The sequence below is a fragment of the Vibrio sp. J2-3(2022) genome (assembly GCF_021725735.1).
Classification (GTDB): domain Bacteria; phylum Pseudomonadota; class Gammaproteobacteria; order Enterobacterales; family Vibrionaceae; genus Vibrio; species Vibrio diabolicus.
In genome coordinates, this window is record NZ_JAKKCK010000006.1 from 154,660 (window position 1) to 167,266 (window position 12,607).

At 45.5% G+C, this 12,607-nt stretch carries 13 protein-coding genes; 1 reads left to right on the forward strand and 12 read right to left on the reverse strand.

Annotation, left to right across the window (positions count from 1 at the left end):
* Positions 1 to 55 precede the first annotated feature (55 nt).
* Positions 56 to 658 carry a YitT family protein gene (locus tag L3V27_RS19805; protein ID WP_031780204.1) on the reverse strand — a complete coding sequence of 201 codons (603 nt, stop codon included), beginning with the start codon at positions 656 to 658 and terminating at the stop codon, positions 56 to 58.
* Positions 659 to 1,005: 347 nt separating this feature from the next.
* Between L3V27_RS19805 and glyA the strand changes: the two genes are divergently transcribed.
* Positions 1,006 to 2,256 (forward strand): serine hydroxymethyltransferase, encoded by a 1,251-nt coding sequence (gene glyA / locus L3V27_RS19810; protein WP_005391333.1) that lies wholly within the window; start codon positions 1,006 to 1,008, stop codon positions 2,254 to 2,256.
* A 447-nt stretch (positions 2,257 to 2,703) separates the two neighbouring features.
* On the opposite strand, the gene lipA is transcribed toward glyA, so the two are convergent.
* The 11 genes from lipA to lptE all read right to left on the reverse strand — a co-directional run bounded on the left by lipA (position 2,704) and on the right by lptE (position 12,510).
* Positions 2,704 to 3,669 carry a lipoyl synthase gene (gene lipA, locus L3V27_RS19815; protein ID WP_005391329.1) on the reverse strand — a complete coding sequence of 322 codons (966 nt, stop codon included), beginning with the start codon at positions 3,667 to 3,669 and terminating at the stop codon, positions 2,704 to 2,706.
* Positions 3,666 to 4,328, reverse strand: coding sequence for a lipoyl(octanoyl) transferase LipB (gene lipB, locus L3V27_RS19820; RefSeq protein WP_005391320.1), 663 nt, complete (start codon positions 4,326 to 4,328; stop codon positions 3,666 to 3,668). The genes lipA and lipB overlap by 4 nt, the downstream gene beginning before the upstream one ends.
* A gap of 176 nt (positions 4,329 to 4,504) precedes the next feature.
* The gene (ybeD, locus tag L3V27_RS19825) at positions 4,505 to 4,783 is read right to left on the reverse strand and encodes a DUF493 family protein YbeD (protein ID WP_005384135.1); all 279 of its coding nucleotides are present in this window, start codon (positions 4,781 to 4,783) and stop codon (positions 4,505 to 4,507) included.
* Positions 4,784 to 4,922: 139 nt separating this feature from the next.
* Positions 4,923 to 6,101 (reverse strand): serine hydrolase, encoded by a 1,179-nt coding sequence (locus L3V27_RS19830; RefSeq protein ID WP_012842069.1) that lies wholly within the window; start codon positions 6,099 to 6,101, stop codon positions 4,923 to 4,925.
* 90 nt (positions 6,102 to 6,191) lie between these two features.
* Positions 6,192 to 6,995, reverse strand: a complete 804-nt coding sequence (locus L3V27_RS19835) for a septal ring lytic transglycosylase RlpA family protein (protein ID WP_237312593.1) — start codon at positions 6,993 to 6,995, stop codon at positions 6,192 to 6,194.
* Between the two features lie 2 nt (positions 6,996 to 6,997).
* Positions 6,998 to 8,119 (reverse strand): rod shape-determining protein RodA, encoded by a 1,122-nt coding sequence (gene rodA / locus L3V27_RS19840; RefSeq protein ID WP_005391317.1) that lies wholly within the window; start codon positions 8,117 to 8,119, stop codon positions 6,998 to 7,000.
* Positions 8,119 to 10,035, reverse strand: a complete 1,917-nt coding sequence (mrdA, locus tag L3V27_RS19845) for a penicillin-binding protein 2 (RefSeq protein ID WP_005391316.1) — start codon at positions 10,033 to 10,035, stop codon at positions 8,119 to 8,121. The genes rodA and mrdA overlap by 1 nt, the downstream gene beginning before the upstream one ends.
* Before the next feature lie 29 nt (positions 10,036 to 10,064).
* Positions 10,065 to 10,535 carry a 23S rRNA (pseudouridine(1915)-N(3))-methyltransferase RlmH gene (gene rlmH, locus L3V27_RS19850; protein ID WP_017821762.1) on the reverse strand — a complete coding sequence of 157 codons (471 nt, stop codon included), beginning with the start codon at positions 10,533 to 10,535 and terminating at the stop codon, positions 10,065 to 10,067.
* A 4-nt stretch (positions 10,536 to 10,539) separates the two neighbouring features.
* Positions 10,540 to 10,857: a ribosome silencing factor gene (gene rsfS, locus L3V27_RS19855; RefSeq protein WP_005373015.1), complete on the reverse strand. Its 318-nt coding sequence runs from the start codon at positions 10,855 to 10,857 to the stop codon at positions 10,540 to 10,542.
* An 88-nt stretch (positions 10,858 to 10,945) separates the two neighbouring features.
* The gene (gene holA, locus L3V27_RS19860) at positions 10,946 to 11,965 is read right to left on the reverse strand and encodes a DNA polymerase III subunit delta (RefSeq protein ID WP_012842066.1); all 1,020 of its coding nucleotides are present in this window, start codon (positions 11,963 to 11,965) and stop codon (positions 10,946 to 10,948) included.
* Positions 11,966 to 11,970: 5 nt separating this feature from the next.
* Positions 11,971 to 12,510 (reverse strand): LPS assembly lipoprotein LptE, encoded by a 540-nt coding sequence (gene lptE / locus L3V27_RS19865; protein WP_237312595.1) that lies wholly within the window; start codon positions 12,508 to 12,510, stop codon positions 11,971 to 11,973.
* Positions 12,511 to 12,607: the final 97 nt, after the last annotated feature.

The window sequence follows — 12,607 nt, forward strand, 5'->3', positions numbered from 1 at the left end:
TATAGCGATTGGAGCGCGAAATCTTATAAATTGCGCTCCAATTATCATCAAAAGTTTATGAGCCGTAGGTCACGGAGTAGCGATGAGGCTTATGGTTCATCGCTAACACGACATTCAGTGCAAACGCGCCCAAAATCGAAAGACCAATTACTTCTGGAGTGACAAAGAAGAATGACGCAAACAGGATGCACGCATCGATTGCCATTTGGCTTTTGCCAACTGAAATGCCAAATTTGTCCTGAATAAATAAACACAGCACGTTAAAGCCACCTAAGCTGGAGCGATGTCGGAACAAGATCAGCATACCGAGTCCCATTAAAAGCCCACCTGCGACGGCACAATAAACTTCATTTACCGATTCGAGCGAGATTAGCAAATAAAGATGATCGGCAAAGATAGAAACCAAAGCGCCAGAAATGGCACTATTAATGGCGAAATGACGGCCGAAGCGTTTCCATGCTAGCAAGTAAAAGGGACTGTTTGCTAAAAAGTACAGCACACCAAACGTAAAAGGTGTAAATTGGCTAATAAGCAGAGCCAATCCTGTCGTCCCCCCTGTTAGGAGGTTTGCGGATTGGAGAAAGAAAACGCCTTGAGCTACCAAAAAAGTACCCGTGAGAATCGCTATCCAGTCTTCTTTTAATGAGTGTTTTTCCATCAATGTTGCAGTCATTAGTGATAAATAAGGCGTGCATAGTAGTAAAAAGATGATCTTTTCGGTAGCTAGAGGGTAAAATTTACGGTAAACCTATGTAATTGCTGTTTTACAGGGTGTAAAGCACAAAATTGACAGGCAATAGATCGTCGTTATGCAATTGCAATGCGGGCGTGATACAGATTGCTTGCCATCATGAAAAAACTGCATGAGAAAAATTGTAAATTTCTCTTTATGACCCAGATCAAATTATGTAGAATGCGCGCCATTAGGGTGACGAAAACGTTTGCGTAGGGTCATTCAACAGTTTTTTTGCAACTTTCAGTACTAATCTGAGTCAGGAGATACAGATGCTTAAGCGTGATATGAACATCGCAGATTACGATGCGGAACTGTTCGCAGCTATCCAGGAAGAAACTCTTCGCCAGGAAGAACACATTGAACTTATCGCTTCTGAAAACTACACAAGCCCACGTGTAATGGAAGCGCAAGGTTCTCAGCTAACGAACAAATACGCTGAAGGCTACCCAGGCAAGCGTTACTACGGCGGTTGTGAGTACGTAGATAAAGCGGAACAACTTGCTATCGACCGTGCATGCAAACTGTTCGGTTGTGAATACGCGAACGTACAGCCTCACTCAGGTTCTCAAGCAAACAGCGCGGTTTACATGGCGCTTCTTAACCCAGGCGATACAGTTCTAGGCATGAGCCTAGCGCACGGTGGTCACCTGACTCACGGTTCTCCAGTAAACTTCTCTGGTAAGCACTACAACGTTATCCCTTACGGTATCGATGAAGCGGGTCAAATCAACTACGACGAGATGGAACAGCTAGCGCTTGAGCACAAGCCTAAGATGATCATCGGTGGTTTCTCTGCTTACTCGCAAATCGTTGATTGGAAGCGCATGCGTGAAATCGCTGACAAAGTAGATGCTTACCTTTTCGTTGATATGGCGCACGTAGCGGGTCTTATCGCAGCAGGCGAATACCCAACACCTGTTCCACACGCTCACGTAGTAACAACAACAACACACAAAACACTAGCAGGTCCTCGCGGTGGTCTTATCTTGTCAAATGCTGGCGAAGATATGTACAAGAAATTGAACTCAGCAGTGTTCCCTGGTGGTCAAGGTGGCCCTCTAATGCACGTTATCGCTGGTAAAGCAGTCGCGTTCAAAGAAGCGATGGAGCCAGAGTTCAAAGCTTACCAAGCTCGCGTAGTGAAAAACGCAAAAGCAATGGTTGGTCAATTCCAAGAGCGTGGCTACAAAATCGTATCTAACGGCACAGAAAACCACTTGTTCCTTGTAGACCTGATCGACAAAGACATCACTGGTAAAGATGCAGACGCGGCACTAGGTGCAGCAAACATCACAGTGAACAAAAACTCGGTACCAAATGACCCACGCAGCCCATTCGTAACGTCTGGTATCCGTGTAGGTACGCCAGCGATCACTCGCCGTGGCTTCACTGAAGAAGATGCAAAAGAGCTAGCAAACTGGATGTGTGACGTTCTAGATAACATCGGCAACGAAGAAGTTATCGAAGCGACTAAACAGAAAGTGCTCGAAATTTGTAAGCGTCTACCGGTTTACGCCTAACTGTTCTTCATAAAATGAGTCGATTTCGGTGTCGAACATACTCATTTGCTCGCGCAAACTCCGTGTGTTCTCCTAGAACTCGACTCGTCTATTTTGAACATTGATATACTAAAGGTCCTCAATTGAGGGCCTTTTTGTTTGTCTGGCGTTTGGAATGAGATATAGAGAAGAGTGTGTGATAAGGGGATGGCTACCAACACTGTCTCTTTTCAATATATTCAAACTACGTCACCGACGAGCCTAGGCGAGATCAGGAATCTTGTTGAGGCACACTCTTTTACTCAGCGTTTCCCCAAAAAATCATCAGTACGTTGGAAACTGATTCTCAATCACGCTCGTTCCTCGCTGTTCAGAATGACGGAGGTAGAATGGCTTTTTATCACCATTTGACTGATACAAAAAAGGTTGGCACTGAGCCAACCTTTTCTCTTCAAAATAAGCGAGTGCTTATTTAATCTCGATGCCTTGAGCCTGCATATCGGCATGGTAAGAAGAGCGAACAAATGGACCACACGCTGCGTGCGTGAAGCCAAGCTCTAGTGCAACTTCTTTTAGCTCGTCAAACTCTGATGGCGGAACGTAACGCTCTACTGGCAAGTGGTGACGGCTTGGCGCTAGGTACTGACCTAGAGTTAGCATCGTTACGCCGTGTGCGCGTAGATCTTTCAGTACTTCGATGATTTCTTCTTTGGTTTCACCAAGACCCATCATCAAACCAGATTTGGTCGGTACATCTGGATGCTGCTCTTTGAACTTCTTAAGAAGCTCAAGTGACCATTTGTAGTTCGCACCTGGGCGAGCTTTACGGTAAAGACGTGGTGCAGTTTCTAGGTTGTGGTTGAAGACATCTGGTGGGTTGTCTTTCATTAGATCCAGCGCTACGTCCATACGACCACGGAAGTCAGGAACCAGAGTTTCAATCTTAATATGCGGGTTCAACGCACGGATCTCGCGGTTACAGTCGGCAAAGTGCTGTGCACCACCATCACGCAGATCGTCACGGTCTACAGAAGTGATTACTACGTATTTCAGCTTCATATCGGCGATGGTTTTCGCCAGTTTTTGAGGCTCTTCTGCTTCCGGTGGTAATGGGCGGCCATGAGCAACGTCACAGAAAGGACAACGACGAGTACAAATGGCACCTAGGATCATGAAGGTAGCTGTACCGTGGTTAAAACATTCCGCTAGGTTAGGGCAAGATGCTTCTTCACATACGGAGTGAAGTTTATTCTTGCGCATCGCCGCCTTGATGTCTTGAATTCGTTGGCTGTCGGCTGGTAGCTTGATCTTCATCCAATCAGGCTTACGTAGCACTTCTTTCTGCTCTGTAGGCATGTTCTTTACGGGAATCAATGCCATTTTATCGGCGTCACGATATTTAACGCCTTTTTCCATCTGGATTGGTTTGCTCATGCTTTATTACCTTGAGAAGGTGCTTCTGTGCTGAATTCTACTTGCTCATAGTCGAGCAAAGTAACGAGTTCTTCTATTAATTGTTTTTCTACGGCTTCTACATTGTCTGGGCCGCCAAATTGGCTGACCTGAACCATTTCCATACCTTCATAACCACAAGGGTTAATACGCAGAAACGGTGTTAAATCCATATTTACGTTCAAGGCTAAGCCATGAAACGAGCATCCTTTACGAATGCGTAAACCGAGAGAGCATATTTTTTTACCGTCAACGTAAACGCCTGGTGCGTCAGGTCGCGCGGCCGAATCGATATTGTATGCTTTTAGCGTGTTGATCACGAGGTTCTCGATAGTGGTAACGAGATCTCGTACACCTAATTTTTTGCGGCGTAGGTTGATCAAGAAATAGGCGACCAACTGACCAGGGCCATGATACGTAACCTGGCCTCCGCGATCACTTTGTACAACAGGAATGTCACCAGTGTTAATAAGGTGCTCAGCTTTACCTGCCTGACCTTGCGTAAATACTGGGTTATGTTCTACCAACCAGACTTCATCAGGGGTTTCTTCTGTGCGTTGGTCGGTGAACTCATGCATCGCCTTCCATACAGGCTCATAGTCTTGGCGGCCAAGTCGTTTTACAACAAGTTGGTGTTGCATGGGAATTCCTGTTGCTAATATATAAAGTTTTTGGATTATAAACCGGATAACCCTGATGCTCTACCGCTGAGTAACAGATTTTTAACTGAAAGCGATGTAAAGTTTTGTTATCTGGTTGATAAATAAAAAGAAAGCAGCCGAAGCTGCTTTCAAAAAAAATTTAATCTATCAAAAAATTATAGAACCATGCGCACGATGTCAATTTCACCTAACTCTTTGTATAGCGTCTCAACTTGCTCGATAGACGTTGCAGTGATGTTGATTGATACCGAGTGGTAGTTGCCCTTAGCACTTGGTTTAACGGTCGGGCTGTAGTCACCTGGAGCATGGCGCTGAATAACTTCAAGAACAAGCTCTGGAAGTTCAGGCTTTGCATGACCCATTACCTTGTAAGTAAATGAACAAGGGAACTCAAGCAGGTCTTTTAATTTTGCATCAGAGTTGATGGTTAGCATATCGATAACTCCAGTAGATATTCGTTGCGGTGCGAAATAGTACAGTCAAATTAGGGGGAACTCAAGACGAGGATCTCAAACTTAAAAAGCCGCCCTTTCAGGCGGCTTTGCGAATAAGTTTGCTACTCTAACGTTCTTCTTAGAAAAAGCTCTTGAATAACAATACGATGTAATCCCACATGCGGCTAAATAGACTACCTTGCTCTACGGTTTCTAGTGCCATTAGTGGGTATTCGGCAATATCTTCACCATCGATCTGATAGTATAGCTTACCAACTACATCACCTTTATTAATTGGGGCTTCTAGCTCTTTTTCAAGGACGAAGCTGGCTTTTAGGTTTTTCGCTTCACCACGTGGTAGTGTTACGTAAGTATCTTGGTCAAGGCCCAACGCTACAGTGTCTTTGTTACCCATCCACACTTTTTCTTCAACGAACGTTTCACCTGCTTTGTGCGGCGCTACTGTTTCGAAGAAACGGAAGCCGTAGCTTAGTAGCTTTTTGCTTTCTGACTTACGAGCATTGGCATCTTTCGTGCCCATTACGACCGCAACCAAACGCATTTGACCTTCAGTTGCTGAACTTACTAAGCTGTAACCTGCATTGCTTGTGTGACCCGTTTTGATGCCATCAACGTTCATACTCTTGTCCCAAAGTAGACCGTTACGGTTGTATTGGGTGATGCCGTTGTAAGTGAATTTCTTCTCTGAGTACACGCGGTACTCATTTGGTACGTCACGGATCAGGGCTTTACCTAGTAATGCCATGTCGTATGGTGTCGAGTACAGCTCGGCGTTATCTAAGCCATGAACGTTTGCAAAGTGCGAGTTCGTCATACCTAGTGTGTTGGCCCAAGCGTTCATTAGGTCAACAAACGCATCTTCTGAGCCTGCAATATGTTCAGCCATTGCTACACAGGCATCGTTACCAGACTGGACGATGATACCGCGGTTTAGGTCACGTACTTTTACAGTTGTGCCCACTTCAATGAACATTTTTGATGATTCAGGGAAGTTTTTCGCCCATGCATTTTTACTGATGGTGACATCGTCATCTTCTGAGATATTACCACGCGCTAGTTCTTGGCCGATTACGTAGCTGGTCATCATCTTAGTCAGACTGGCTGGAGACAACTTTGTGTTCATCTCTTTCTCTGCCAGTACTTTACCTGAATGGTAATCCATCAGAACGTAGCCCTTCGCAGCGATTTGAGGGGCATCTGGAACAACGATAGGTGATGCAAGAGCAGATTGAGCGAAAGTTGCAGAAAGGGCAACCGAAGAAACGAGAATAGATTTCACAAACTTATTTTTATTCATGGTAATTCAAATTTTTGGGTTAACTGCGGACATCTTATCAGAATCCCCAGCTATGTAAGAGGGGATCGAGGAGAAATTCATGACACTAGGTCATTTGGCAGTGTTGTGTTTTTTAATAAATGCAGACGAATAGCCGAGCAACTTTACTTTATCTAGAGTGGCTTGCGTCAGGGAATAGTCAGTAAATGGCCCTAACAACAAGCGATAAGACTCTTTCGCATTTTCTAGGAAAGTTTCTGTCTCCAGTTTTTGACCAAGCTCTGTCCCTAAAGTTCGTGCGCGTTCTTCATTTTTTGATGATGCCACCTGAATAACGTACTTAGGGTGCGCTTCTAAAGATTTTTTATCCGTGGGCTGATTGATACTGATTACTTCAATTTCCACGTTAGCTGTACCTGTTTTTATCACATCTAACTTATGTGCTGCGGCATAGCTTAAATCGATAATACGGCCATCGTGAAACGGACCTCGGTCATTAACTCGTACTACGGTAGTTTTGCCGTTGTCAGTGTTGGTGACTTTTACGTAACTCGGTAACGGTAGCGTTTTATGAGCCGCTGTCATTGAGTACATGTCATAGATTTCGCCATTAGAAGTCAAATGACCTTGGAACTTCTTCCCATACCAAGATGCGCGGCCTTTTTCTTTAAAGCCTTTGGCATCGCGAACTATTTTGTAGTCTTTGCCACGCAAGTGGTAATCTTTGTTCCCACCTAGGCTGTACGGTTCATATTTAGGGTGCGCATCCTCGATGTGTTCGACTGAAAGCGGTGTATCCGGTGCAACATCGGATTCGAGTTCGTAACGGCCTTCTTGTTCTTTTTGGCTAGTTGATGAACAGCCTGCCAAAATAAGAGCAGAGAAAACCAAGGAATATAAAGCGCGTTTTTGCATGTCTAGGTCGCCTTAGAGAATGCTTTTCGGTGCGTATGAATTGACATCAGAATACCAAAGCCAGCCATCAAGGTTACCATTGATGTGCCGCCATAACTAATGAGTGGCAACGGTACACCTACTACAGGTAGGATGCCACTTACCATGCCAATATTTACAAAAATATACACGAAGAAGCTGAGTACAATACTGCCTGCCATCATTCGTCCAAATGCAGTTTGCGCTTGGCTGGCGAGGTATAAACCTCGTCCAATAATAAATAGATAGATGGCTAAAAGGCAAAGGAAGCCAATCATACCCCATTCTTCAGCAATTACTGCAAAGATAAAGTCAGTGTGTCGTTCAGGAAGAAATTCCAGTTGTGATTGAGTGCCTTGCAACCAACCTTTGCCTGAAATACCACCAGAGCCAATCGCGATTTTACTCTGAATAATGTGGTAGCCCGCACCAAGCGGATCTGACTCTGGGTTAAACAGAGTACGTACGCGAACTTTTTGGTATTCGCGCATCAAGAAGAACCACAAAATCGGAATGAAACCACCGAGTGCGATGGCGGCACCAGCGATGATTTTCCAACTAATGCCCGCGAGGAAGATAACAAAAATACCGGAAGCGGCGATTAGAATAGAGGTCCCTAAGTCAGGCTGTTTTGCAATGAGGATGGTTGGCAAGCAGACCATAATCAGTGCAACGATGAGTGTTTTTAGCGTTGGCGGAAGGGGTTGTCGACCTACATAGCGTGCCACCATTAATGGCACCGCGAGCTTCAATAACTCGGAAGGTTGAAAGCGCACAAAACCGAGGTTAAGCCAACGCTGTGCGCCTTTCGAGGCTTCACCGAAAAACAGCACGCCAAAGAGCAGTATGACGCCGCCGACGAACATCAAAGGTGCCAGGCTCTCGTAGGTTCGTGGAGAAAGCTGCGCAAGAACGATCATCACAACGAGTGAAAGCACCATCCGCATAGCTTGGCGATCCATCATCAGTAAACTTTGGCCACTAGCGCTGTACATGATCACGAGGCCAAACCCCATCAGGGCCAATATGCCAAGTAGGAGTGGTAAGTCGATATGGAAGCGTTCAAACAGGGCGCGATTTTTACCTGTAGAGGGATCCATCTTCATTACTGTTTTACCTCTTTCTTCGCATTGTTTTCAGGCTCAATTTCTTCTGGGCCTAGAACGACTCGGTCAAAAATTTTCCTTACTACTGGGGCACCGTTGCTAGAACCACCGCCGGCGTTTTCTAGTACTACAGTGACGACCACTTTTGGATCATCAAATGGTGCAAAGCCAGTAAATAACGCATGGTCACGTAAGTGCTCGGCGATCTCATCGGCGTTGTACTCTTCGTTTTCACCCAGACCGAAGACCTGTGCAGTACCTGATTTACCCGCTGTTTGATAACTCATTTTGTAGAATGAGCGGCGAGCTGTTCCGCGCGTGCCATGGTTTACCCGACGCATGCCTTCTTTCGCCATATCCCAGTACTTTTTCGGTACATTCTTGATTGGCGGGTAAGTCACGTATTCTGTTGTTTGTTGTTCTTCGAAGTCGTTGCCGTTCTCTATCGTCGCTTTTAGTAAGTGAGGTGCGATCACTTCTCCCTCATTTACTAATACGGAGGTCGCTTTGGCGATTTGCATTGGTGTTGCTGTCCAATAACCTTGGCCGATACCCACAGGGATCGTATCGCCTTTGTACCACGGGGTTTTATGGCGAGACATTTTCCAGTCACGAGTCGGCATATTCGCCTTACTTTCTTCGTAGATATCGATGCCAGTGTAATCACCAAAACCGAACATCATCATCCAATTCGAAATACGGTCAATACCCATGTCATAAGCGATTTGATAGTAGAAGGTATCAACAGACTCTTCGATCGACTTAATGATATCGACGCGTCCGTGCCCCCAACGCAACCAGTCCCGGAACGGACGTGTGTTAGAGTTTGGTATGCGCCAATAACCAGGATCATTTCGTGTGGTGTTAGGTGTGACGACGCCTTCTTGCAGCGCGGCTACCGCCATAAATGGCTTGATGGTAGACGCAGGTGGGTAAATGCCAAGTGTGGTGCGGTTGACCAGAGGACGGTTTTTATCGTTCAAAAGGGCACGATAGTCTTTACCTGAGATTCCGTGCACGAACGAGTTAGGGTCGTAGCTAGGGCTTGAAACCATAGCCAGTACGCCGTTGTCTCTAGGATCGATCACTACAGCACTGCCTCGGCGGCCGTCCAACAATTGGTGTACGTACAACTGCAAGTTGATATCAAGGTTTAAAACGATGTCTTTTCCGGGTACAGGTGGAACGTACTTTAAGGTACGAATTACTCGGCCGCGGCTGTTTACCTCGACTTCTTGATATCCGGCTGTACCGTGTAAGAGGTCTTCGTAGTATTTTTCAATACCTAGCTTACCAATGTCGCGAGTGGCTTGATAGTTTGCGTCTTTTTCTTCTCGGATCAGGCGCTGCATGTCGCGATCATTGATCCGAGAAACGTAACCAATCACGTGGGTTAAGACTTCGCTGAAAGGGTAGTAGCGCTTTAAGGTCGCACTTATTTCTACACCAGGAAAGCGGTACTGATTGACGGAGAATACCGCTACTTGTTTTTCGTTCAGTTGGGTAAGCAGTGGGACCGACTTAAATCGACGAGTCCGTTTACGCTCTTGGTGGAAACGTTCAATCTGATCTGGGGTAATTTCCAGAATGGTTTGTAGTTCTTGGATGGTTGCATCAATGTCTTTAATTTTTTCTGGAGTCAGTTCTAAGTTAAAGACGGGACGGTTCTCTGCCAGTAAAACACCATTTCGATCATAAATCAGACCTCGGTTAGGCGCGATAGGAACCACTTTGATACGGTTATCGTTCGAGCGGGTTTGATAATCTTGAAACTGGTTCACCTGAATGTTGTACATATTGGCGACCAGAGCTCCCATCAAGAGAACAATGCCGATAAAAGCGACAATAGCGCGGCTGGCAAACAGACGCGCTTCGGCTTGATAATCTCGGATTTGACTGCGGCGCTTACGAATCATTAACGCTTGGCTCTAAAGTTAAACAACGATTATTCGCGGTGGTAAGGATGGTTCGCGGTGATGCTCCACGCTCGGTACAAGCTTTCTGCCATTACGATACGCACTAAAGGGTGGGGTAGCGTTAAGGCAGACAATGACCAGCTTTGGTCTGCTGCAGCTTTGCATGCAGGAGCGAGTCCTTCAGGACCGCCGATTAAGATTGATACATCACGCCCATCTAATTTCCAAGCTTCTAACTGCTCAGCAAGTTGAGGAGTGTCCCATTTTTTACCTGGGATATCTAACGTGACGATACGGTTGCCTTTTGGTACCGCAGCGAGCATCGCTTCCCCTTCTTTTTGCAGGATGCGAGCGATATCGGCATTTTTTCCACGTTTGCCAGCAGAGATTTCAATCAACTCCAATGGCATATCATGTGGGAAACGGCGACGATATTCTTGAAAGCCTTCCTCAACCCATTTTGGCATTTTTGTGCCAACAGCAATTAGTTGAATTTTCAAAAGATTAACCCCAGAGTTTTTCTAGCTGGTAGAGTTCGCGGTGCTCTTCTTGCATCACGTGAAGCATGGCGTCGCCCATATCTAGGACTACCCATTCACCTTCGTTTTCACCTTCCATTCCTAGTGGCTCAAGACCGGCTTTTTTCACTTCTGTTGCAACGTGGTCAGCGATGGATGAAACGTGGCGTTTGGATGTGCCAGTACAGATGATCATGTAATCTGTCACGCTTGATTTATCTTCCACATTTAGGACGATAATGTCTTCCGCTTTCATGTCGTCGGCTTTATCAGCTAAAAAGTCTTTCAGTTCTTCGCGAAGCACTCGGTTTTCCTCGGTTTGTCTCTTATCTCTACAGTGTTTTACATTCTTGCTTGCAAAACAGGTCGCGCACTATATCACGCTTTGATTTTTAAATTGCCAGCTTAATATCAGGAGAGCAGGTTTCTAAGCTCAACTGATGAATAGTTGGCCATACAGACTCGTCATATTGAGTTTTGGCTTTTATCTCTGCTTGAGCCAACAAGGAGAGCAATGCACAAATACGACTCGCCGATAAGCGGGTCAGTGCTGCGTTATAGAGTGGACGCTTGTTTTGCCAAACTCGATATTTCTCAAATACCTGGTTCATTCCCATTTGAGTTAAGTCTTGATGCATATTTAAAAGTTGGCTCAACTCTTTTTGTACACTTCGAATCAAGATCACGGTCTCGACCCCTTCCGCCTCAAGTTGGCGAAGAATACGTTGTGCACGGTTTGCTTTACCTGCCAGTAAGGCGTCGATCCAGTTAAACGTAGTAAAGTGATTATGGCGACTTAGGGCTTCCTCTAAACGTATGATGGTCAGCTCACCATCCGGGTAGAGTAGGGCCAATTTCTCTAAGCTTTGTGACAATGCAAACAGGTTACCTTCATGCCATTGAGCCAACATTTGCAGTGATTGTTGATCGGGTTTTAGGCCCAACGTGCGGCAACGTGCCTGAATGAACATAGGTAAGCGTTGTAGATCTGGCGACAAACAGCTTACCCAGTCGCCTTTTGAGCTTAATGCTTTGAACCATTTCGCATTTTCTTGGGCTTTGGTCAGTTTGCTACCAACAATGACGAGCATGATGTCATCATGCAGCATATCACACAGTGTTTGCAGCTCTTTGCTGACGGCGGTTGTCACGCCACTCTCTGGAATTTCAAGCTCGATCAATTGACGGTTTGAGAACAGGCTCATCGCTTGGAAGCAATCGTAAACTTGATTCCAGTCGATGCTTGCGTCTACCGCAAAACGGTGTTTTTCCTCAAAACCTTGTTGAAACGCTGCCTTTTGGATTGCTTGGCGGCTCTCTTGAATCAGTAACGGCTCATTCCCAAAGATTAGGTAAACTTGTTTAACGTGTTTAGTTAAATGATCCGTTAATTTATCGGCATAAATTCGCATAGTGATTAAGAGGTTGTGTTCGCTGGCTCAGAGATTTGTCCTGCTTCATATTCGGCACGAATACGGCCCAACTGGCGCATCATCTGTTTTGCAGCTTGCAAGCGCATCTCGTCTTCAATTACGTCACGTTCAACAGATTTTGCAAGTGCCGTCAACGGGTTGTCTAGGTAGTTGCGGTTTACTGTTGTCGTAAAGTTTTTAGAGCCATAGCCAGGAATCGTCACACGGTATTTTACTACGTATGTCAGCTCTTTTTCTGCTGCACGGCTATTTTGATACAGAGACAGTGTACGCTCATCGATAGTCGCTTCCGTCAAATGAAGGTTGGGTACAGTCGATGATGGTTGAACAAGTTCAACTTTGTTCAGTTCGAGTTGAGAGCGAACATAGCGAGTTAATTCACTGTATTCATCGTAGCTGGAGAAAGACATAGTGTGCAGCTCTTCCGGTACGGAATACTCGCCGCGAAGGTGAAAACCACAGGCAGAAAGAAGCCCCGCTAATACCAATACCACTGGTAGTTTAATCAAAGAGAAAAAGCGCATTGATTGTATTCATCCTAAATTGAAGGGGTTATTTACCTTAAACCACTCATGTGAATGGTTTGAGGTAAATAAACAGGGTAGCGAACTACCCTGTTTA